Source organism: Flavihumibacter petaseus NBRC 106054, from assembly GCF_000974785.1.
Taxonomy (GTDB): domain Bacteria; phylum Bacteroidota; class Bacteroidia; order Chitinophagales; family Chitinophagaceae; genus Flavihumibacter; species Flavihumibacter petaseus.
Genome location: NZ_BBWV01000001.1, coordinates 2,200,781 through 2,223,869, shown reverse-complemented (window position 1 = coordinate 2,223,869; position 23,089 = coordinate 2,200,781). Strand labels below are relative to the sequence as shown.

The 23,089-nt window shown below is 49.5% G+C and carries 12 protein-coding genes; 1 reads left to right on the top strand and 11 read right to left on the bottom strand.

All coding sequences use genetic code 11. The annotated features are described in order from the left end of the window. Positions 1-53: 53 nt before the first annotated feature. A complete protein-coding gene (locus FPE01S_RS09215; protein ID WP_046368391.1) occupies positions 54-1,712 on the bottom strand; it encodes a RagB/SusD family nutrient uptake outer membrane protein in 1,659 nt (552 codons plus the stop codon). Positions 1,713-1,731: 19 nt separating this feature from the next. Continuing rightward, on the bottom strand, positions 1,732-4,788 hold the full coding sequence (locus FPE01S_RS09210) for a SusC/RagA family TonB-linked outer membrane protein (protein WP_083990192.1): 3,057 nt from the start codon (positions 4,786-4,788) through the stop codon (positions 1,732-1,734). Positions 4,789-5,004: 216 nt separating this feature from the next. Here FPE01S_RS09210 and FPE01S_RS09205 point away from each other — a divergent pair, with 216 nt between their 5' ends. Beyond that, positions 5,005-5,877, top strand: a complete 873-nt coding sequence (locus tag FPE01S_RS09205; RefSeq protein WP_046368390.1) for an AraC family transcriptional regulator — start codon at positions 5,005-5,007, stop codon at positions 5,875-5,877. Between the two features lie 65 nt (positions 5,878-5,942). Here the strand turns inward: FPE01S_RS09205 and bglX are convergent, their stop codons facing one another. The 9 genes from bglX to FPE01S_RS09160 all read right to left on the bottom strand — a co-directional run bounded on the left by bglX (position 5,943) and on the right by FPE01S_RS09160 (position 23,064). Beyond that, positions 5,943-8,810, bottom strand: coding sequence for a beta-glucosidase BglX (gene bglX / locus FPE01S_RS26135; RefSeq protein WP_169749148.1), 2,868 nt, complete (start codon positions 8,808-8,810; stop codon positions 5,943-5,945). A gap of 28 nt (positions 8,811-8,838) precedes the next feature. Then, complete coding sequence (locus tag FPE01S_RS09195; RefSeq protein WP_083990190.1) at positions 8,839-11,046, bottom strand: family 43 glycosylhydrolase; 2,208 nt, start codon at positions 11,044-11,046, stop codon at positions 8,839-8,841. Beyond that, a complete protein-coding gene (locus FPE01S_RS09190) occupies positions 11,043-12,737 on the bottom strand; it encodes a GMC oxidoreductase (RefSeq protein ID WP_046368389.1) in 1,695 nt (564 codons plus the stop codon). The genes FPE01S_RS09195 and FPE01S_RS09190 overlap by 4 nt, the downstream gene beginning before the upstream one ends. A gap of 11 nt (positions 12,738-12,748) precedes the next feature. Further along, positions 12,749-14,170, bottom strand: a complete 1,422-nt coding sequence (locus tag FPE01S_RS09185; RefSeq protein ID WP_083990189.1) for a glucoamylase family protein — start codon at positions 14,168-14,170, stop codon at positions 12,749-12,751. A 25-nt stretch (positions 14,171-14,195) separates the two neighbouring features. Further along, positions 14,196-15,863, bottom strand: coding sequence for a glucoamylase family protein (locus FPE01S_RS09180; protein WP_046368388.1), 1,668 nt, complete (start codon positions 15,861-15,863; stop codon positions 14,196-14,198). Further along, positions 15,863-17,308 carry a glycoside hydrolase family 30 protein gene (locus FPE01S_RS09175; protein WP_245623965.1) on the bottom strand — a complete coding sequence of 482 codons (1,446 nt, stop codon included), beginning with the start codon at positions 17,306-17,308 and terminating at the stop codon, positions 15,863-15,865. Before FPE01S_RS09175 ends, FPE01S_RS09180 begins: the two co-directional genes overlap by 1 nt. 8 nt (positions 17,309-17,316) lie before the next feature. Continuing rightward, positions 17,317-20,601 carry a VCBS repeat-containing protein gene (locus FPE01S_RS09170; protein WP_046368386.1) on the bottom strand — a complete coding sequence of 1,095 codons (3,285 nt, stop codon included), beginning with the start codon at positions 20,599-20,601 and terminating at the stop codon, positions 17,317-17,319. A 73-nt stretch (positions 20,602-20,674) separates the two neighbouring features. After that, positions 20,675-21,517, bottom strand: a complete 843-nt coding sequence (locus FPE01S_RS09165) for a LamG-like jellyroll fold domain-containing protein (RefSeq protein ID WP_046368385.1) — start codon at positions 21,515-21,517, stop codon at positions 20,675-20,677. 20 nt (positions 21,518-21,537) lie between these two features. Continuing rightward, on the bottom strand, positions 21,538-23,064 hold the full coding sequence (locus FPE01S_RS09160) for a RagB/SusD family nutrient uptake outer membrane protein (protein WP_046368384.1): 1,527 nt from the start codon (positions 23,062-23,064) through the stop codon (positions 21,538-21,540). Positions 23,065-23,089: the final 25 nt, after the last annotated feature.

The following is a 23,089-nucleotide window of genomic DNA, read 5'->3' as shown; positions in this document are numbered from 1 at the left end:
TGGCCTCCCATCCATCTTAACCAAACTAACAAGGGTTGTTTGCGAATTGACTACTAGTACCCCTTGGCAGCCTGGGCATCCTTCAGCAGCGGGTTGCGGTCAACCGCTGCCTGGGGATAAGGCAATAGTTTATATTTCTCTACCCATTTTCTTTCCTGTACAAGCTGGTTATTGATATTGTGCAGGTCATGCATATTGTTGAGCAGGTTCCAGCGGCGCATATCATCATACCTGAATCCTTCTTCTGCCAGTTCAATACGACGTTCGTTACGAATTACTTCACGAAGGGCATCCTTTCCCAGGCTGGCATCTACAGCGGGCATACCCACACGGTCACGAATATCATTCAGCGCGGCAAAAACATCGCTGTCCGGGCCCACTGCTTCATTCTGGGCCTCGGCAAATGTGAGCAACACTTCAGCATAACGGATCAGCTGAAAGTTCTGGGGAGAAGTCCAGGCCACTACATAATTCGGATCCACCAGTTTACGGAAATTGTAGCCGGTTTTGGTAACATCCTGGTCCCAATATCCCACAGTACTTATTTTTCCATAATTCCATGGGTTACCGGGAAACAATATGGAAGCATAGAGGCGGGTATCACGGTTTTTGAATTCGTTGTAATAAGCCGGGTTTGGATCTCCGCTGTTGAAATTGGCAGCACGGGTATCTGCAGATGGCGGTGTAAAGGGCGTTCCGTCAACTTCCCAATAAGCGTCTACCAGGTCTTGCGTGGGTTCAATTGAACTCCAGCCGCCCAGGTAGGCAGGTGGATTCAACAACTGAAGGCCGTTGGAATAATAATATTCGTCGTTGAGGATATACCCGGCATCAAGGATTACTTCAGGATTATTCTCGTTTGCTGCCCAGAATTGTTTTTCATAACTGCGGAGACCTTTGTAGAATCTGGTTTTCGCCGCGTCGTCAGCAAAATTTACGAATCCGGAATAGTCGTCATTCATATCCTCGGCGGTAAGGGCATCAATCCGGAACAATTTGAATTGATTACTCTCCATGATCAGCTTTGCTGTAGCAGCTGCGTCCGACCAGTCGCCGTGGTACAAATGTGCACGAGCTTTCAATGCCAGCGCTGCCCACCTGGTTACCCGGCCTACTTCGGTACCAGCCCCACCGGGATACGATTCGGGCAGATCGGTACTTGATTCACCCAGCTCAGTAGTAATAAAGCTGAAGAGCTCTTCCTGAGATTTTGGAGAAATATCCAGTGTCGACGGATCGGGTGCTGTTTCGGTAACCAGCGGCATGGCTCCGAAATATTGTGACATGAGAAAATAACGGTATGCCCTCAACGCACGCGCCTCTGCTATGTAACGCTTTTTCAGATCCTCATCCATCGACACTTTACCGATATTGGTCAGAAAGTTATTACAACGGGTGATAACGGTAAAATCGTAACCCATATCAATCGTTGCTGCATTAATATTTCCTGCTGACACCGCTGTCGCATTGCTCTCCCAGGGATATTGGCAATAGGCATTGTCTGCAAAACCATCATTGTACCATGCATTATATGAAGTGCCATCCACAAAATTATAACAGGCATTCAGCGCGAGACGGGCTTCCTTTTCGGTGGTCCAGAAAGTTTCCTGTGACACTTCTCCCTGGGGCAATTTATCCAGCTTGTCTTTCGAACAACCAGCCACCAGGAGTGCAATCAGGCCAGCTCCAGCTATATGTTTTAAGTGTTTCATTTTTTTATCGTTTAATTGCTTAAAAAGTAACATTCAATCCGGCAGAGAAAGTCTTTAGCTGCGGATAGGTTGCCCGCTGTGATGCCATCTCGGGATCGAAATCCTTCATGCGTTTTTCTGCACGGATCGTAAAGAGGTTATTGGAAGACAGGTAGAACCGGATCCTTTGCATCTTCAGCTTTTTTATCACGCTTGAAGGAAGGCTATAGCCAAGTGATAACACTTTAATGCGGAAATAATCCCCGTCGTACAACCAAAAACTGTTGTTCACTTGATTCTGAGTATTGTCAGCAGACATCAGCAGACGCGGATAGGCCGCATTGGGATCGGGATTTTCTTTGGTCCAGCGATGCAGGTTATATTCCCGTACACCGGCTCCGTTAAAGAAAGCCCAGGAAGCTTCAAGCGGCAGGTATAGGGAAACGCCGCTAACGCCTTGCCCCATGATATTCAGGTCAAATCCTTTATAGCCAGCAGATAAATTGATTCCATAGTTGAAATACGGAACATCATTTCCCACAATTACGCGGTCATCGCCATTGATGATGTTGTCCTTATTCTGATCAACAAATTTGATATCACCGGCCTTGGTCGAAGAGCTTTGTGAAGCATGATTCGCGACTTCTTCATCACTCACAAACAAACCATCCGCCTGGTACATATAGAATGAGCCGATAGCTTGTCCCTGCCGATAGACGTAGTAGTCACCGGTAACCTGGTTGTCTTGCCCGGCCAGGTAAGTGATACTGTTCCAGATCTTCGACAGGTTACCGCTGATGCTGTAAGTGAAGTCTCCAATATGGTTGTTGTGACCCAACGACAATTCAATCCCTTTATTTTCCACAATGCCGGCATTGTTTGGTTGGGTGTTACCAGGCACCCCCCATTCAAAAGGAATAGGCATTTGAAGCAGGATGTCGTTGGTAGTTTTCTTGAATGCGTCTACCTGAACTGTTAGTTTGTTATGGAACAGATTCGCATCCAGTCCAAGGTTGGTCATATCTACTTTCTCCCAGGTCAGGTTTGGGTTGGCAAGCCTGGTCTGGTAAATACCTGTCAGGAATGCATTGTCAAGAATCCCCACCGTTCCGGTTGACATACCATCATAGAAATCGTAGTTACCTACGTTGTTCACGTTACCGAGTTTACCCCAGGAGCCACGGAGCTTCAGCTCGTCCACCCAGCTTACATTGAAGAAATCCTCTTTGGAAATCCGCCAGGCTGCAGATAGGGAAGGAAAATTCCCCCAACGGTGCCCTGGCGCAAACTTGGAAGAGGCGTCAAACCGGATATTCGCCTCCAGAAAATATTTCTCTGCGAAATTGTAGTTGAAGCGGCCAAAATAGCTTTGGAAAGCATTCTGCTGAATATCGCCATTGTTGCCGAGGTCAGATGCTGCGATACCAGGAGAACCGGCATTAATGGCATTGAGCTCGTTATTGATGAAATCACGGCGGAAAGCACCAAGTGTGCGATAATTATAGTTTTCATAGGACGCACCCCCCATGAGCCTGAAACCATGATCTTTCAGCTGGTAATCATAGGTCGCAAAAAATTGCGCCAGTAGGGTGGACTGCTTTACCCAGGCTTCGTCCAACCGATTTGGAAATCGCCTGGTTGATTCAATAGGTTCTTTGGTCAGCCAGTTTATCAAAGGCTGCATTTCACTAACGAATGTACTCGTTCTTGAACCATAGGCATTATAGGAAAACATACCGTCAAGGCTGAGCCCTTTAACTGGTCGCAGGTTGGCATTGAGTGAACCGATAAAGCGATCCGTTTCATAGGACTGCCTGCCGCCCTCTGCAATAGAACGCAACGGGTTATTTCCGCCATTACCGGCATTTACGGTACCACCAGTCATGGTACCCCAACTTCCATCGCTTTGTTTGTTGACAGTAGCAGGAACCATCCTGGCCAGCGAGGTAAGACTAAAACTTCCTCCTTCGTTGTTAAATCCGTCACGGATATAAGAGAGGTTAGTTCCTATTTTGAATATTTCACTGATCTGGGATTCTGTATTAGCACGCAGGGAGTACCTTGTCAGATCCTTACCCGGAATCAGCGAGCCTTGCTTCATCACACTGGCGCCCATATAATAGCGGGTTTTCCCGCCACCCATTACACTAAGGTCGGTCTGCCATATAGGTGCTGATTTCTTCAGGGTTGCCGCATACCAGTCTGTATTCGGATAAAGATCAGGATCAGATCCGTCACGGAATTTTTGAATCTGTTCATCTGTATACACTGGCGATCTGCCCGCATTGGTATAGGCTTCATTCATGAGGGTGGCATAGTCTGGTGAACCAAGTACATCCGGAAGCACCACAGCTTTCTGCGAACCATAATATGCATTCAGATCCACCTGCATCTTACCCTCCTTACCTTTCTTGGTAGTAACAAGTACAACGCCAAATGCTGCCCGTGAACCATAGATCGCAGATGCGGCAGCATCTTTGAGAATGGACATAGACTCAATATCCGCAGGATTAATGCGTGCGAAATCACCGGAAGAAACCGGAACACCATCAATAACATAAAAAGGTTCGGATGTACCCAGATTACCCCGACCACGGATATTGATGCTGCCCATATCATTACCCACGTCACCGGGACGGGCAATTACGGTAACGCCTGGCACCTGGCCCTGGAGAGATTTGGTTAGCGAGTTAATGGGCCGGTTGGTGAGGTTACTCACCTTTACTGTATTCACTGCACCGGAAAGATTTACTTTTTTCTGTGATCCGTAACCCACCACGACCACCTCGTCCATCTTGCCATCTCCGGCTTTCAATACAATTGAAATGTGTGTTGTGCCGGATACTGAAACCTGTTGCGTAACATAACCAACCGAAGAGATCTCCAAAACATCGCCATCAGATGCTGCAATACTAAAATCGCCTTTGATATCGGCAGAAACCGAAACTTTAGTGCTACGGTTTTTGATGGTTGCCGGCAATGGCTCGCCATTAGCAGTCGCTACATGCCCACTTCGGGCTGTCCTTGTCTTTACTTCCTGAGCCAGCAGTTGCAAACAGGAGAGTATTACAAAGAGCGCTAAACCAAGTTTTCTCATAATATTTTTTGATTAGAATTCATGGTAAAGCTATTGTTAAGGCTATGGGGGGACTAACGGTGGTTTGACCACTACTGACGATATATTAGCATTCGGATATTTAACGCAAACGATTGTGTAACAGTACTTATGTATTTGAAACATATAACAACAAAGCATTTACAGCACTTTTATCCATAATTTGGCCATTCAGATGATAAGCCCGAATCAGCTAATATGAAGCCAGTATTTGCCAGGATACCGGAGGACCTAAGCCGCGAAGCATTTGCACTTCGCGAGATAGACCTGCCATACTTTTCAACGGAATTCCATTTCCACAAGGAATGCCAGCTGGTATATGTAGTGGAAAGTGACGGCCGACGGATCATAGGCGATAGTGTGGAGAGCTTTTACAGTGATGAACTGATCCTGCTGGGGCCGGATATTCCACACGTCTGGCACAATGACAAACAGTATTTTGAAACCGGTGGACTGGAAAAACATGCACGATCAATCGCCTTGTTTTTTGATCCGGAAAAGCTGCTCGGCGCGCTCGCCCCGCTGACACCGCTGAAACACCTCGAATTAACGCTGCAACAAGCTCGCCGCGGCATGAAATTCAAAGGCACCGCAAAAGAGAGATTACGCGATCTCCTGTTCAATATGGCAGCATTAAAAGAGCTGGAACGCCTGAGCTGCCTGATCGCTATCCTGCACACCATCAGCCATACGCCTGATTATGAGCTGCTGGCAAGTGAAGGCTATATCAACACCTATCAGTCCACCGACAATGACCGCATCCACAAAGTATTCAAATATGTATTCGATAATTTCAGCCGTGAAATTGCACTCGATGAAGTATGCTCCCTGGTAAACATGAACAAACAAGCCTTCTGCCGTTACTTCAAAAGCCGCACCCAAAAAACATTCGTGCATTTCGTCAATGAAGTAAGGATCAGCCAGGCATGCAAACTGTTATCGGAAGGCGAACAGCCCATTGCCAGCCTCGCTTACGACTGCGGCTTTAACAGCCTTTCAAACTTCAACAGGATCTTCAGGGAATCACGAGGCGTTACGCCAAGAGAATACAAAAAATCACTGTCTGCCTAAAACAAAAAAGCCCCGGTGCGCAAACACCGGGGCTATGAACAGCTCAAATCTATTTTTTCGACAGTCTATTTTTCCCACTGTACTGAAACCCCTTTTGCCGATTTCGAATCACCGCCAATAAAAATGACAAACGCTCCCGCTTCCCAGTCATATTTCAATTCGTTGTTGTAGAACTTCAGGTCTTGTGTGGTCAGGGTAAAACTCACCTTTTGAGAGGCCCCCGGAGCCAAACTGATCTTTTTAAATCCTTTCAGCTCTTTCAACGGCCTGGTATTGCTGGCCACCACATCCCGCAGGTAAAGCTGAACCACTTCTTCTCCCACCACTTTACCGGTATTGGTCACCGTTACTGTTGCCGTCAGTGTCTGATCACCGCGAAGTGACTTACTGCTCAGTTCAACCTCGCCATAGGTAAAATTGCTATAGCTCAGGCCATAACCAAAGGGATACAGGGGTTCATTGGAAACATCCAGGTAATTGGACCTGAATTTCTGAAACCCTTCGCCTTCCAGCGGCCGGCCGGTATTCCTGTGGGCATAGTAAATGGGTATCTGACCCTCATTGCGCGGAAACGAAGTAGTGAGCTTACCGGATGGATTGGCATCACCGAAAAGCAGGTCAGCAATTGCCGGAGCCGCTTCCGAACCACCGAACCATACATTGAGAATAGCATCTGCGTTGGGCTCCAGTTCGGTAAGCACGAGCGGGCGGCCGGTAAACAATACCACTACCACAGGCTTGCCTGTTTTTTTCAGGGCACGCAACAAGGCCAGCTGGCTTTCAGGAATGCCGATCAGCGAACGACTGGAAGACTCGCCGGTCATTTCCGCAGTCTCTCCCAGGGCAGCAATCACCACATCCGCCTGTGCCGCAGCTTTCACAGCTTCGTCGATCATCACGGCAGCGGAACGGGTATCTCTTTCCATCTTCTTTCCGAAAATGCTGACCCTTGCTTCATAAGCAGAATCTTCAGAAATATTCGCCCCCTTTGCATATAGCAAGCCTGCACTGCCAGCCGCACTTTGCAAAGCGGTATACAGCGATACAGGAGGGTGCGCATAATCGGCGCTCACTGCCCAGGTACCAACCAGGTTCTCACGGCTGTTGGCCAGTGGGCCCACCAGGGCGATCCGTCCCTTTTTCGCCAGTGGCAACACGCTCCTGTTGTTCTTCAGCAGAACAGATGACCGGGCTGCCGCTGCACGGGCAAGCGCCCGGTTCGTATGCGTGAAAATCTCCGTCTTCGCCCTGTTCGGATCACAGTATTTATAAGGATCCTGGAACAAGCCCAGGCGATACTTCATCTCCAGTACCCTTCTGCAGGCTTCAGTAATCTCCGCCTCAGTCACCTTTCCGGACTTAAGGGAAACACCCAGCGTAGTCAGGAATCCTTCACTGACCATATCCATATCCAGTCCGGCTTTCAGCGCCTGCGCAGAAACATGCTGCAGATCACCTATTCCGTGGGCGATCATTTCACTGACACCGGTATAGTCGGAAACTACCAGGCCATTAAAGCCCCACTGATTCCGCAACACATCAGTCAGCAGCCATTTGTTGGCTGTAGCGGGAATACCATCAATATCATTGAAGGATGCCATCACGGTACCCACGCCGGCATCAACAGCAGCTTTATACGGCGGGAAGTAATCATTGAACATCCGCGCATGACTCATGTCTACCGTATTGTAATCACGGCCGCCTTCTGCTGCACCATAAAGGGCATAGTGTTTCACACAAGCCATCAGGGTATTATTGGCTTGCAGATCATCCCCCTGGTAACCTTTCACCATCGCACGGGCAATGGCAGATCCCAGGAACGGATCTTCGCCGGAACCCTCTGCAATACGGCCCCAGCGGGGATCGCGGGCGATATCCACCATCGGAGAAAATGTCCAGTTCAATCCATCAGCACTGGCTTCCTGCGCTGCCGTGCGAGCGGTTGATTCAATCAACGCCATATCCCAGCTGCAGGAAAGACCCAGCGGAATCGGGAAAATGGTCTTGTACCCATGGATTACATCCAGGCCGAAAATGATGGGAATTTTCAGGCGTGTATTGTTCATGGCGATTTCCTGGATCTTCCGTACGCGATCGGGACTGGTAACACTGAAGATCCCTCCTACGGCCCCCTTTTTGATTTTTTCTTCCACACCGGTGCTTACCACGGAGCCTGTAGTTGCTTCGCCACCCACGACCAGGTTCAGCTGCCCGATCTTTTCTTCAATTGTCATCTTTCCCAGCAGGTCATTGATGAATTTCACCTGCGGCGTTTGCAGCAGCACCGGCTGGAAAACTTTCTGCCAGATGGCGTATCCCTTCTCATTCATATGCAGGCTGTCGGCACGGAAGATCTCCGGTTTCGGTTGTCCGTTCGCGTTCAGCATGATGGGAAAAACATCAATGAAGCCGGTATTCTTTTCTGTTTTCAGAAAATCTGCAATAGCCTTATTTGCGGCTTTGATCTTTGGGAAATATTTCCGCCGGCTCGGACTCGCCTTCATCGACACATAGACGATGGAGGCCTGGGGAGCTTTGGCACGCAGTATCCCATATAAGGTTTTAAACCGGTTGACCACCGTTGCTGCCTTCAGTGTATCTGTTGCTCCTGCAAAGTCATTCTCCCCGCAATAGATCAGGATCTGCTCCGGCGCATAAGGGTCAACGATATCATCTGCGTAGCGGATCAGATCAGGAAGGGAGGAGCCGCCGAAACCACGGTTCGTGATCGGATAGCCCGGAAAATAACTGTTCACGTCTTTCCAGTAAGTGAAAGAGGAACTGCCGATCAACAGGATGCCGTTCTTTTCCGGTTTTCTTTCCCGGTCCAGCTGCTTGAATGCCTGGATATCCGCATAGAAAGGGGGTTGCTGTGCAAAACCTGCTATCGCAAAGGCGAGCAGGCCAAGGAGAAACAGTGCGCGTATTTTCATGTTTGTTCCGGTTTTATCGACGCCGTGGTCATTCTGCAGTAATAGTTTTATACCGCGGGGAAATGCCATTTTCATTGATGGCTTCTATGGTGAAATAGTATTTTCTCTGACTGTCCATTCCCTTGAAATAGTACTCATTGGCATCATGTACCATAATGCAGGAATACAGTTTATCCGGAGAAGTGCCGTAGTAAATATTGTACGCATAGGCGTTGTCGTCAGGCTGCCATTTGATCAGTGCACTGCGCTTATCCTTTTCAGTGCGCAACACGATAAATTCCTGTACACCTCCGGGCGGCTGCCCGTTGCCCTTTCCGAATATCCGTAAACCGCTGATCGCAAACTTACCGGTCGGCACTTTGATGTTTTCCAGCCTCACGAACCGCGCCCTGACCGGTGTGGCAAAAGTCACATAATCATGTGGAACATCCCGGTCATTTTTGCTTTTATCCATTACCACACGCCACTTCTTCCCGTCATCTGATACAGAGAGGATATATTGATGGAATATCCTTTCCTGTTTACCGAGGAATGCTGCATCCTGATCAGCATAGTTGATCTGAATGGCATTGATGGTGCTCAGCTCACCAAGGTCGCTCTGGATCCATTCTCCCTTATTCCCCGTGGCGGCGCTCCAGTACGTTTTTACCGATTCATCAACGGCATTGTTGGCATGATATGCACCCAGCGTGGAAGATACGGTAACTGGTTTTTTATAGTTCAGCAGCATCCAACCGGTGAACCTTGATTTCAGGTGATCGGCGGCACCATCAGGCAGATATTGCGGATAATCTCCGAAGGCGGTATTGCAATACATCACACCATCAGCATCAAATCCCGCCGGCCACATGCCGTTCCTCCTTTCAAAAGTATTTTTCACCGTGATGTTCATGGTAGATACATGCCAGTAATTGTTCCACTTGTCCTGGAAGGTGGCACCATGCCCGGCACCCCTGATAAAGCCACCCGGCTTGAAGCTCAGGGGATCTGATTGCGCTGTAAAAGGTCCCAGCGGCGAATTACCCACCACCACCCCGTCAGCATAACCGCTCATTTCAGTTCCCGGTGCGCCGTACTGCAGGTAATACTTACCGCCGTGTTTGGTCATCCAGGCGCCTTCGATAAAAGGATCCAGGAATGTATTGTCCATATTCTCCCCGAAGCGCTGCCAGCCATACCGCCAGTCCTCCAGCAGGTACATTTCCTTCCGGGTACCGATCGGCTGGAAGGTTTTCCTGTTCATCTCCACACCATACAAAGGGTAGCGGTTGGAACTCCCGTTGTACATGTACAGCCGGCCGTCATCATCCAGGAAAAATGCAGGATCCCATCCGCCGATCCCGAGGGAATCTATCGCTTCCTTCCATTCATTGCCTTTAGGGTTGGTGCTCATCCAGATGGGAAAATCTTTTGTATAGGTAGAACCGAAAACAAGCAGCGTATCACCCATCACCCATACTGCCGGCGCGCAAAGCTCGTCGTATACATGGTGGTAGGATTTGAGAAATTTCCGCGGTACGAAATGCCAGTCTGACAGATCTGCGCTCCACCAGTACCCCCACTGGTTGGTGCTGAAAAGATAGTATTCGTCTTTATAGCGAACAATTACCGGATCGGCTGTTGCACGATGCTTTCCCCAGGTGGTGAAATTGGGGATCGGGCAGTAACCGTAGTCGAGGTTCAGGGGATTGCAGTAGGTTAAGGTTGAAGTTTGCTTTGCCTGCCGAAGCTTCAGCGTAGGCAGGGAGTTTGAGGTTGGGTTTGGGGTTTGCCCGTTAGTTTGCAAGGTTGTGAACAGAAGAAAGAGGATCGTGGTAGCGAATGGCTTACCGAAGAGTTTCTGATCGAGACTGTATTTTCCGGAACCATTGAAGAAAAGTACCAGGCCAAGCAATACAAACATGAACGGATGCTGATCGTCATAAAAAACATTTCCCTTTCCCATGCCGAAAACGATCACCAGCATCGTGATGATCAATGGCCATACCATGATCCTGGTAAACAATCCCAATGTGATACAAATGCCTGCCAGCAACTCTGCAAACTTGCCGAGATATGCCAGCGTTGCCGGTGCCGGAAATTTTAATTCTGTCAGCCATTTGGTATAGTCCTGGATCTTCTGCGGATCAAAGATCTCCCAGCCATGATACACCATGAAAAGCCCGGTCACGATCCTGATCAGCGCCATTCCCGGCTCAAACCAGATCTTATAGGAAGGGGAAAGGAACTGTTTCATAAATCTCCCTTTTTCATTTCGTTAACGGCATGATCCACTGCTCTCGCCGTAAATGCCATATACAGTATTGACGGGCTCTGGTTACCAGTGCTTGTCATGCAGGCGCCATCGGTCACAAACACATTCGGACAACCATGCACCTGGTTGAAGGCATTCAGCATCGAAGTTTTGGGATCAAGGCCCATCCGCACACCGCCCATTTCATGAATATCCAGGCCTGGCGGCTGATGCGTATCGAGCGTCCGGATATTGATTACCCCGGCAGCTTTCAGCATCGCTTCTCCCTGCTCGAGAAAGTCTTTGACCATACGGTCGTCATTATCATCGTAACCCACAGAAGTTACCAGCAGCGGGATTCCCCACTGGTCTTTCTTTTCCTCGTGCAGGCGCACATGATTGGTCTCCTTCGGAATTGTCTCCCCCTGCATATACATATACACCCACCAGGGGCCTGGTTCTGAAAGCGATTTTTTCAGGGACGCTCCTATTCCTTCATCCCCTTCCGTCTGACCCGGGATGGCAGCGCTGCCTCGTCCTCGGCCTGCCCCACTGAAAATGACATAACCACCAAGAAAATCAGTATCCTGTTTTCCGAGGTTCCTGAAATTAGGAATAACAGACTCCACCGGCTTACGCACTTCGTAGTACTTGTCTTCAAAACCAGGCATTATCCCACCCATACTTCCCCGGTAATTGTGAAAGCAGATGTACTTGCCCAAAACGCCGCTATCATTGCCCAGGCCATTGGGAAAACGTGATGATGTTGAATTCAGCAGGATCAGGTTGGTATTCAGCGCAGATGCATTCACAAAAATGATCCGCGCTTCAAAATCGATCGTTTCCTTGCTAACAGCATCGATCACCCGAACTCCTGATGCTTTTCCTGTTTTCTCGTCATACAAAACAGAATGTACCACTGAATACGGCCTGATGGTCAGGTTGCCCGTCTTTATTGCCCAGGGCAGCGTTGCCGTTACGGAACTGAAATAGCCACCAAAAGGGCAGCCCCGCATACAAAGATTCCGGTTCTGGCATTGGCCCCTTCCCTGTTCCCGGTGAATGGGCGCTGGCTCACTTAAATGCGCCCAACGGCCGGTGATATAATGCCGGTTAAAATTCTTCTTAATGGAATCCCGGAGATGTTGCTCCACGCAATTGAACTCATAACCCGGAAGAAACTCTCCGTCGGGCATGGAAGGTATATTTTCGGCCGTGCCACAGATACCACTGAATTTCTCCACATGGCTGTACCAGGGTGCGATATCCTTGTAACGTATGGGCCAGTCAACCGCATAACCATTTTCTTTCGGGCCGTTGAATTCGAAATCGCTCCATCGCTGGCAACTCCGGCCCCAGGTCAGCGATTTACCGCCCACCTGGTATCCCCTGATCCAGTCAAAAGGCTTTTCCTGCACATAGGGATGATCTGCATCCTTCACGAAAAAATGCGCGGTGTCTTCTGCATATCCTGCTGCCTTACTGATCAATGGATTTTCCTTCAGCTGAGCCCGGGATAGCTGTCCGCGATGCGTATAGTCCCAGGGATCATTGGCATATCCCGGGTAATCCTTGATGTGCTCAATGTTGCGGCCTCTTTCCAACACCAGTGTCTTCAGTCCCTTTTCACAAAGTTCCTTTGCTGCCCAGCCGCCACTTATTCCGCTTCCAATAACAATCGCATCGTAACGCATGGTAGTAGTTTTTATCGTCCCGGAGCTGCAGGCCGTCCGGGGAAATCAAAGTCGAGCCGCATCAGCCCCCGCTGCACTTCCGGACAACTCATAAAGAGCCGCCACAGCAGTCCGCTGCGGTAGTTTTCGATCATCACCACAATCGGTCCCTGGTCTATTGCCAGGTGGCTTTGTGCCACCCAGTGCTGGCTTTGATTGAACGCATCCACAAAACCATAGGGGCTCCAGATCTGTGTACCCAGGTCTTTGTAAAAATGCCGCAAGGCCTGCATACTGTATTCGGGAGTGTAAGGAAAGGCCGATAAAGCTGCAGTAGGGGTAATCGTACCATTATCATTGGTGGGAGAATGCGCATCATAGCCATTGTAGGTATCACTGGCTGTCAGTCCCCAGCAATCCGCTCCATATCCCTTGAATTTATTCGGATTGCGTACACAATGCTCCCTGTTGATCAATGTATGGTTACGGTTCTGTTCCCAATAATCAGCATAACGGTCTTTTAGTCCACGGGGATTTAATCCCAGGAAAGAATAGTGGGAAAAAAACAACGGTCCACCATAGTCAAAGCCAAGCGGCAGGGTGATATCATAGAAAGACTTTCCGTTTTTGAAAAAATTACTTTCCGCCCAGCCCCGGTGATATACTGCGGGACTAACCCCATAACGGTCACCTGCACTCGCTGCCAGTACATACATGATCAGGCATTCGTTGAAACCGTGCACGGCAAAATCCATGGCCCAGCCATTATTGGGGCTCCAGTGCCAGTAGAGCACATCGCGCCCTTCGCGGGTGAACCAGTTCCATTCAATATCATTCCACATCCAGTTGATGCGGTTGCGCAATTCCCTTTCAACAGGATCATCGCCATCGAAATACTGCCTTACACAAAGCAGTCCCTGGAACAAAAAAGATGATTCGACGAGATCTGCACCGTCATCTTTCCGGCTGAATGGAATGGTTTTCCCGGTGGCGCCATTGAGCCAGTGTGGAAATACACCGTGATAGGCATCTGCCTTCAACAGGAAGTTGACCATCTTCAGCAGCATCTTCGCAGCCGTATCACGGGCGATCCATTTACGATCTACCCCGGCAATGATTGCCATCACACCAAAACCTGTTCCTCCCGTAGTAACCACCTCACTGCCGTAGTTAAAGGCGACGTTACTGCGTTCGCGTGCCATACCCGATACCGGGTGGGCAAAATCCCAGAAATAGCGCAATGTCTGCCTTTGCACAAGGTCCAGTAATGCTGAATCATTGAGATCTTTTCCTGCAGGTTCAACAGGTATCGAAGCAGGTGAAGCACCTTTGGCTGTGGTGGCAGCAACCGGCTTCTTTTTACCCTGGGCGTTTACAGGTGTGTAAGCCAGCAGGCAGCAAATCAGGGTAACTCCTGCGAGCTGCAGCGCATAATATTGATGGCGTTTTTTCATGGTCAAGCTTGTCAGTAACCTGCTATTAAAGATATGGTGCGTTGAAACCCAGTTTCTTCAGGCCGGCCTTCACTTCAGGCGCACTGGTAAACATCCGCCACAACAAGCCGGAACGATAATTTTCCACCATAATGATAATTGGTCCCTGGTCAATGGCCAGGAAACTATCAGCAAACCAGGGATCATGCAGCCGGAAGGCATCAACGAACCCATAGTCTTTCCAGATCTTATCTCCCAAAGTATAATAAAAATATTTCAGCGCTTTCATAGAAGCGGTTGGTGTATACGGGAATGCAGACAATGCAGCTGTAGGCGCAATCACGCCGACATCATTGGTCGGCGATGATGCAGTATACCCGCCGGGAATATCACTTGCCGTAAGTCCCCATACAGAATCACTGTAACCATAGTATCCGCGGGGATTATTGTCACAATATAGCTGATTGATCTGCGAATGTGCCTCATTCTGCACATCGTAAGCAGCCCAGGCATCAGAAAGTCCGTTGGGATCGAGTCCCAGAAAAGAATATTGTGAAAAGAACAGCGGTCCGCCATAATCCGGACCAAGCGGTAAGGTAATACCGTAAAAACTTTTGCCATTGACGAATCCGTTGCTGCCATTCTGGGCCCATCCTTCAGTATAAGCGGATGCCGGGATAGCATGCGTACGGGAAGCCGCTGCCAGCACATAGGTAATCAGGCATTCATTCCAGCCCCTTATTGGCATATTCATCTCCCACGCATAATCGGGGCTCCAGTGCCAGTACAGCACATTACCATTGTCTTTCCTGAAAAAGTTCCAGTCCACAGCGTCGCATAAAGCATTGATGGTCGTGCGCAGGTCAGCCTCTGCTGCAGCTGCCTGGTCGAAATACTGCCGGGCACTCAACAGGCCCATTACCAGGTAAGAGGTCTCCACCAGGTCTGCACCATTGTCTTTCGCGCTGAAGGGAACAGTCGCACCGGTAGCACCATTCAGCCAATGCGGAAAAGCACCGTGATAACGGACAGCCTTTTCCGCCAGGAACCCGGTAATGGTTTGGAGTCTTTGCAACCCCTCTGCCCGGGTAATGAAACCCCGGTCGATGGCAGCCAGGATAGCCATGATGCCAAACCCCGAACCGCCCGATGTCACCACATCTCCCGAATTGCTTCTTTCACGGGCAAGACCACTTACCGGATGGGCACCTTCCCAGAAATACCGGAAGGTCTGCTGCTGCAACCGATCCAGTAATGCCTGATCGCTGATAGCCGGCATTTTGGGTGTGGGGTCAACTGCCGTGAACAACATCTTGCTGACGATACTGCTGAAATTGCCACCCGCAGCAGATTTAAGCTGGTTGCTGATACCCAACTTGTATTTCGACAGCGCTGTAAGCGATGCCGCGGGTTGTATGGTGAGTGTCTTTCCGTCTGGTGAAAGATCGAGGGTCACTGCCTGCTCCTGGTTGGCTGTATTGGTCAATTTTACCGCCTTTCCGACAGTTGCCTCATCCACCGAAGTACTGAACACTGCAGCGATCTGCGGCAGCGGCTTTACGCCAAAGCTGCTGTCACGCATGGCTGTATTGTCGATGGTGATTGAAGTCATGCTGAAGGACGCAGGTGGCAACGGCGGATCAGGCTCATTACTGTCCGACTTGCTGCAGGCTGCAGCACAGCATATGCCAATTATCGCAAGCAGGTTTTTCATTACCAGGTATATGTTGCCACTGATCCAACGGCCAGTGACGTGAATGCTGATTTCCCCTTGAATTTGATATTGAAACCGACAGCATCATTCCCGGCATTGGCAACGATCAGCACTTTCCGGCCGTCAGGCAGTAAGAATGCGGCCGAAGGCAGGTTTCCCGTGGTGGTACTACTGATCCTGACAGCGCCGGGAGGAATGAATTTGGCAGCATGTGCAATGATATAATAACTCACATTCCTGGTAAAGTTGGCACCGGAGATTGTCAAAGCGCCTTTACATTGCGTGCAGCCTCCCGGTGTATGCGGACCGAAGGAAGGATCATTGGCGAGATTCCATTCCAGGGCAACGCGGCTCCAGTTGCGCATAGATCCGATGATCACATTTTTAACATGCCATACCAGGTCGCCGGAAAACTGTCCTTCGGATGACGTCCATTGCTCGGTAAAATACAAAGCTTTGTCGGGGTAGGCGTCGTGTACATTGCTGAGTGCGCTGATGTCACCTTCATAAAGATGGAACGCAGAACCGTTCACATATTTTGCAGCATCGGGATCGGCAAGTATGGTCTTGGGATAATCAGGATTGTTGCAATTGTGGTCCCAGATAATGATCTTGGTTGAAAGGGCTGCCGCTGCGAAGGCAGGTCCGAGATGATTTTTGATGAAGTCGGCCTGTTGCACTGCGCTCATGACCATACTGGGATTGTTACCACCGTGCTGTGGTTCATTCTGAATGGTGATCGCATCGACCGGCACACCTTCAGCTTTCATGGCCTGAATATATTTTACAAAATAGGTGGCGTAGGAACTGTACATTGCCGGGATCAGGCTGCCACCGACAGAATTTCCATTATCCTTCATCCAGACAGGCGGACTCCACGGTGACCCCAGGATTTTAATATTCGGATTAATGGCCAGGATCTGTTTTAACAGCGGGATCAGGTTGGTCTTATCCCTGCCCAGGTCGAATTTTGATTGGGAAGGATCGGTTTGCCCCGCAGGAAGATCATTGTAACTGAACACGGCATCATCCAGGTCGCTGGCCCCGATGCTGATGCGGAGATAGCTTATACCGATGGAATTATCTCCCCGGGCAAACAACTCCTGGAGCAGGTTATTTTTTTTATCTACCGGCAACTGGTTGATCAGCTGAGCACTGCCGCCGGTGAGGGTATAACCAAATCCGTCAACCGACTGAAATTTTGAGGTACTGTCCACTTCAATATTGGCTGCATTGGCCACACCGTTATCAAAGGCCAGCAGCTTGGATTGCTTTTGCAGCAATACTGACTGATCGCCTTTGGTCAACCACACTTCCACCACACCGGGTGGCGTAACAGGAGGGGGTTCAGGTGTTCCGCCATCTCCGCCACTGGATTTCTTGGAACACTGTACGGCGGCCAGCACCATTCCGATGGCCAGCAGCCGGGCATTAATCTTTCGCATATTCATCATCATTGTTTGTCCGTATAAAAAGAAAGCTTTCCGTTATTCGTCGCCAGAACAAGCCATCTGCGGCCCTGTCCCTTAACCCATTGCGCATCACGCACTTCACGGAAGGGAAGTGGTAAATGCCCGGTCACAGGATATTGATCGTTTCCGAAGCCGATACCCGTAGGCAGCAGGGCATCATATTTTCCTTCATAGGGAATGGTTCCCGAAAAATTGCCGGAAGCCAGCATTCCACCAGGAATTTCAGCAAGGCTGAACACTGGGGCCAGCTGTACTCCTGCGGGTAATTCCCGGCGCGAAAAACCACCTTTGCCGTCATTTATAAACATAGCAGAGGCCAGCGTTTCAGCCTGGAGCTCCCGGTAACCCGTGAACAGGTCATAGAACATATACTGTACCGTTTTACCGGCCACCTCGTTGTACTGCAGGTATGCCTTCTTCAGCACCGGCAAGGCCCGCTCGAGTTCATCTTTGGCAAGAAAGGTATAGTCTTCCCCCTTCTCACGATAGGTCAGAATCTGCTCAATTGAGCCATTTCTGTCAAAGTCCTTGATGAACAGTTTAACCGGGCGCTCTTTCCCTGCAACCAGCTTGCAGTTTTCGCCCCAGTTGCCACCAACAATATCCGGATAACCGTCTTTGTTGACATCGGTCACCAGGATCGATTGCCAGAGTCCCGTTGAAGCAGGCAGGGTTAGCGGCTCAAATTTCCCCTTACGGTTCATCCAGATCCGGATGGGCATCCATTCTCCCGTAACGACAAGGTCAGGCCAGCCGTCCTTATCCAGGTCGGCAAAAGCTGCCGCTCTGACCATTCCGATGGAATCCAGCTGAATCATAGCCTGCGGAGCCGGTGAAAAATTGGCCTTCCCGTCATTGATCAGCAGAAAAGACGATTGCGGGATGCCGTAAGTCTTAGCGTCGGCCAGGCCGCCGATAAAAACATCCTCGTCGCCATCCTTATCCACATCTGCTGTTTTCACGCAGCTCTTATTGGTGAGCAGGGCGGGCATCATACCTTGTGTCAGTGCGAATCTGCCTTTACCGTCATTCAAATACAGGTGATCGGACAGCTTGGGGTCACCATTAAAAAATTCGTTTCCGCCGCTAACCACCAAAAGATCCCTGAACCCGTCACCATCGGCATCAAAAAACACTGCATCATTTTCTTCACTTTCCCTGGCGCCGGCAAAATCCGAAGAATCGGACCGTCCGAATCCGGATTTATCCTGAAAAAGCAACTGGCCAGGCTGGCCGCTGGCGCCGCATATATATATGTCCTCAAGACCATCGCCATTGGCATCGGCAACTGCCATATGCGGACCCAGGGCAGAAAGGCTATGGGGAATCAGGTATTGCCTGTTCTGATCATAAAATAGATTCTCCTTATGTTTCCAGCTATTATTAACCTCAGCCGTTGCGTCCTGCAACAACGGTAATTCTTCGGGGAAATATTTGTCGTATTCGAATCCGTTGGCCGCTTCAACCTGTTTCAGCAGCATTGGTTTGCCACCGGTAGCTGGTACATTCCGGAAGACCTGGAAACGCAGATCCGGCCAAACGACCAGCAGGCTATCTGCTGTAACCGCAGAGCCGATTCCAAAATGAAGAACAGGTTCGGTACCCGACTGGAACCCGCGACTTGTACTGAGTTGATTGTACATCATTTTGCCGCCGGAGAACATCCAGACTTTCGTGCCAATGCCGGCGGGATTTTTCCCTTCGCCTTTAAAGGCAATGCGTATTGCGTTGGTACCTGGCCGGTCGGAAGCATTGTTGCGGAGCAGCACGGCAGGTGACTGGAGGCAATTCACCACCATGTCGAGATCGCCATCGCCATCAAGATCTGCATACGATGCACCGTTGAAATAACCCTTCTTTTCCGGGATACCCCAGGTATCGGTACTGTCTTCAAATTTCAGGGTTCCGGTACCCGAGAAAAAATAAGCATGAGACGCACCGTCCGGCATGTGTTTGATAGCCTCCGCATCATATTCTTTCATGTCTTTGCTCTGATCCATTTTCAGCACGAGGTCAGAAACAAAGCGGATATAGTCCAGGTCAACCGGGCGTTTCACAATTCCGCTGGAAATAAACAGGTCCTGGTTTCCATCATTGTTAAAATCCGCAAACAAGGGAGACCAGCTCCAGTCGGTCGCGGAAATTCCACTGATCAGGCCTGTTTCTGAATAGCTGGAACCTTTGCCGTTATTCACCTGCAGGCAGTTCCTGGAATACTGATCCTGGTAACCGTTACGGGTCAGTTTTACCTGGTAGGTATCGGGATTCTCATCACTGCCATAAGTCTTCAACACCTTTTCATCGGGCGGAAGCATGTCAACGGTAACGATATCCGGTTGTCCGTCATGGTTGATGTCACCGACATCGTTGCCCATACTGAAGCGGCTGTAGTGGCCAAAGTGCTGAGCACCTGATTCTTTAAAGGTGCCGTTGCCCTGGTTGAGGTAATAGTAATCGTTCTCATGAAAATCGTTGCCCACATAAATATCTTCCCAGCCGTCGTGGTTGAAATCGGCTATTGCAATGCCGAGGCCATAGCCGAGCGCGCTCTGGTAAATGCCTGCAGCAGCAGAAACATCCGTGAATTTTCCGGTAGCGTCCAGGTCATTTCGCATCAGCCTGTCGCCGGATTCTGCACTGAACCGATGACGATAGCTGGTGTCAGCAATATTGGCATGTGGCTTCTGGGAATGATTCAGCAGGTAACAATCAAGATCACCATCGTGATCAAAATCAAAGAAGGCTGCCTGTGTGCCGAATCCGCTGAAGTCCAGCCCGTATGCAGCGGCAACAGGACTGAAAGTATTGTTCCCGTTGTTGAGAAAAAGTTCATTATGGCCTTTCAGTCCGTGGTGATTGGCACTGGCGCAAACATAGATATCCAGCTTCCCGTCACCATTTACATCGGCCATCGTAACCCCGCTGGACCAGTCTGCTGTTCCTGCAACACCGGCCTTTTCAGTGATATCTTCAAATTTGAAGTCACCTTTATTCAGGTACAGCTTGTTGCTGCCGGGCTGGTTGGCAGTAAAATAAATATCCGGCAGGCCGTCATTGTTGATGTCGCCGGTGGCAACACCACCGCCATTGTAGAAATAGAGATAATAAAGAATGTTGAGCCCGTCTTGCTCCGGGGTATTGTTCTGAAAACTTATCCCCGTGACCGATGCATCAACTTTTTCGAAGAGATTACCGGAACGGCCTCCGGAACAGGAGACCAGTGCGGTGACCCCTATAATAATAAGGCAAATCTGGATATGGCGCATGTTCGCGATGGCTTTTGAAGAAAAGGGCTGAAACAAGTTCAGCCCTTTTTTACAGCTATTGGTAGCGTTCCTTTTATTGTTTGTTTACAAACAGGTCATGAATTTCATCAGCTGTCAATGCTGCATTGTATAACCTGAACTGGTCGATTGATCCACTGAAAGAATTTATCCAGTCATCTTTGGGACCATCGGCACCGCCCTGTTTGTTCCAGCCGCCGACGATGAATTTTTTAGCCGCGGTAAAGTTGAGCGGACCACGCGCCGCGCCATCTTTTTTCACATCTGTGGCTGAAGCAGGCGCATCAGGAACAAATTCACCATCGAAATACCAGGAAAGCTTACTGGTAGTTTCATCATAGGCCGCCGCCAGGTGATGCCAGTTGCCGTCCATAATGGGGTACGGGAACTTGTGTGAATCAGGCCATTCCATCCATTGATCCATAATACCCATTTTAACCACAGCTTCAGTGGGAGATCCATGTTCCATCATTAGGAAAAGGCCGCTGTGGCTCCAGCCGCTATAGGTGTCGTCCACTAGCCCGTATAAAAATTCTGTTTTACCGGATTCTGTATGTTTTAACCATAGCGAAACCGTAATGCTCGTGGCCTTTACAAAATCATTGGTAGAAGGATATACAATTGCTGTTCCGGTGCCACCCTGCATGGCTTTGCCACTGACTCCTTCAACTGACGTCAGCGAGTTGCTGGCGGGAAACATTGCCCGCATGGAATCGACAGCATTCCGAAGCGCGTCGGATCCTGTACCATCCATGGCAGCATAAAAAGAAAGGGTACCACCGGGAGAAACAGCATCTTCGGGGTAAGAGCCGAGTGCGGGCTCATCCATTTTCTGGCAGGCGCCGATAGCTATAAGCAGCGCCACCAAAGAACCATATGTTTTAAAAGCTTGCATCATAGTTGTGCAGTTTTTTGTTGTTACCATTCAGGATTCTGGGTCAGGTTAGGATTGGCATTCATTGCCGAAACGGGAATCGGGTAGTAGCGATGCTTGTTTGTATACCCATTATTTCCCAATACTGTTTGTGCATCGCCCCAACGGACGAGGTCAAAGAATCTTTCAAATTCCATCGCGAATTCCACACGGCGTTCCTGTTTGACCGCCTTTAGCAGGTCTGACTGCGTAAGTGGTCCAAGTTCAGGAAGGTCAGCGCGATCACGCACCTGATTGACATACCCGAGTGCTTCAGCTAAATTCGCATCTCCGCCAATAATGGTAGCCGCTTCCGCTGCCATCAGCAACACATCTGCATAACGGAATACCCGGTGGTTCACCCATGTATTTTGCGCTTCATTGTTGGGAGTACCCAGACCAGCTGCCAGATAATCGCTGTATTGGTTATAAACCTTCTTGTTCCAATATTTCGCGTTACTCATCACAGGCAATGTCTGTCCATAACCACCTGTTGAAGGACCACCATCAGATTTACCAGACTCAAGAATGGTAGCAGCCTTTCTTGCATCGTCTTTCTCATAGCTGGCTACCAATGCTTCTGTGGGTGTATTCCATCCCCAGCCGAGGTCCCATGGACCGCCTGATGCGCCGCGAATGCCTTGTGCCTGGCCCAACCGGCTCCAATAAGTATCACCATCACCAGCCACTTTATAAGCCTGGATTTCGAAAATGGATTCATCGTTCAATTCACCCTGCGTTCTGAAAATCTCATAATAGGGTTTATGCAGCCTGTATTGGCCGGAATTAATCACCTCCCGACAAAGTGATAATGCCATATCATATTGCTTCTGATAAAGATCCACTTTGGCAAGGAAAGTTTTAGCTGCGCCGGAGGTCAGTCTTCCAATGTATTTCGCTTCCCAAACAAGGGGAAGCACGGCTGCCGCTTCGGTCAAATCAGCACGTATGAGGTCATAAACGGCTGCTGTATCACTTTTTTCAACTTGTCCATCCTTGGGGTCATTGATCTTAAAGTCGATCAACGGCACAGCTCCATAAGTCCTGACCAGGTCAAAATAGGCATATGCCCGGAAAAATTTCGCTTCTGCGATGTTGATCAGGGAAGCTGGGTCACTGTATCCTCCCTTCTCCGCTTCGTCCAATGCATCATTGCACAAGCCAACGAAAACAAAGTGCTTATCCCAATACAATCCAGCACCCCAATCATCCTTGGTGTATTGGAAGTTGTCATAAGTCTGGTGCCAGGCGGTTGCACCCGGGTCGGCCACTATTTCTGCGTCGTCTGAGCGGAATCCATTCATACCGATCCATGCGATCCCTTCAAAGCCATCACCGCAATACGGATCGCTTTTGGAATTGCGCACAGCTCCATATAACCCCAACACTTTGCCTTCCAGGGCGCCGACTTTAATATCATCCACCGTAACGGATAAAGGTGCCCGGTCGAGAAACTTTTTACAACCAGCAAGTGTGGCAGAAAATCCCAACACAATAACGGCCGTTCTGAGAATATTTTTAGTCCTTACCATAATGTAAGTTTTTAAACGTTCAACA

Coding starts and splice junctions, on each gene's coding strand:
- FPE01S_RS09215 (WP_046368391.1), bottom strand. CDS start 1,712: ATGAAACACTTAAAACATATAGCTGGAGCTGGCCTGATTGCACTCCTG.
- FPE01S_RS09180 (WP_046368388.1), bottom strand. CDS start 15,863: ATGAAAAACCTGCTTGCGATAATTGGCATATGCTGTGCTGCAGCCTGC.
- FPE01S_RS09160 (WP_046368384.1), bottom strand. CDS start 23,064: ATGGTAAGGACTAAAAATATTCTCAGAACGGCCGTTATTGTGTTGGGA.
- FPE01S_RS09170 (WP_046368386.1), bottom strand. CDS start 20,601: ATGCGCCATATCCAGATTTGCCTTATTATTATAGGGGTCACCGCACTG.
- FPE01S_RS09165 (WP_046368385.1), bottom strand. CDS start 21,517: ATGATGCAAGCTTTTAAAACATATGGTTCTTTGGTGGCGCTGCTTATA.
- FPE01S_RS09195 (WP_083990190.1), bottom strand. CDS start 11,046: ATGAAACAGTTCCTTTCCCCTTCCTATAAGATCTGGTTTGAGCCGGGA.
- FPE01S_RS09205 (WP_046368390.1), top strand. CDS start 5,005: ATGAAGCCAGTATTTGCCAGGATACCGGAGGACCTAAGCCGCGAAGCA.
- FPE01S_RS09190 (WP_046368389.1), bottom strand. CDS start 12,737: ATGCGTTACGATGCGATTGTTATTGGAAGCGGAATAAGTGGCGGCTGG.
- FPE01S_RS09175 (WP_245623965.1), bottom strand. CDS start 17,308: ATGCGAAAGATTAATGCCCGGCTGCTGGCCATCGGAATGGTGCTGGCC.
- FPE01S_RS09185 (WP_083990189.1), bottom strand. CDS start 14,170: ATGAAAAAACGCCATCAATATTATGCGCTGCAGCTCGCAGGAGTTACC.
- bglX (WP_169749148.1), bottom strand. CDS start 8,810: ATGAAAATACGCGCACTGTTTCTCCTTGGCCTGCTCGCCTTTGCGATA.
- FPE01S_RS09210 (WP_083990192.1), bottom strand. CDS start 4,788: ATGAGAAAACTTGGTTTAGCGCTCTTTGTAATACTCTCCTGTTTGCAA.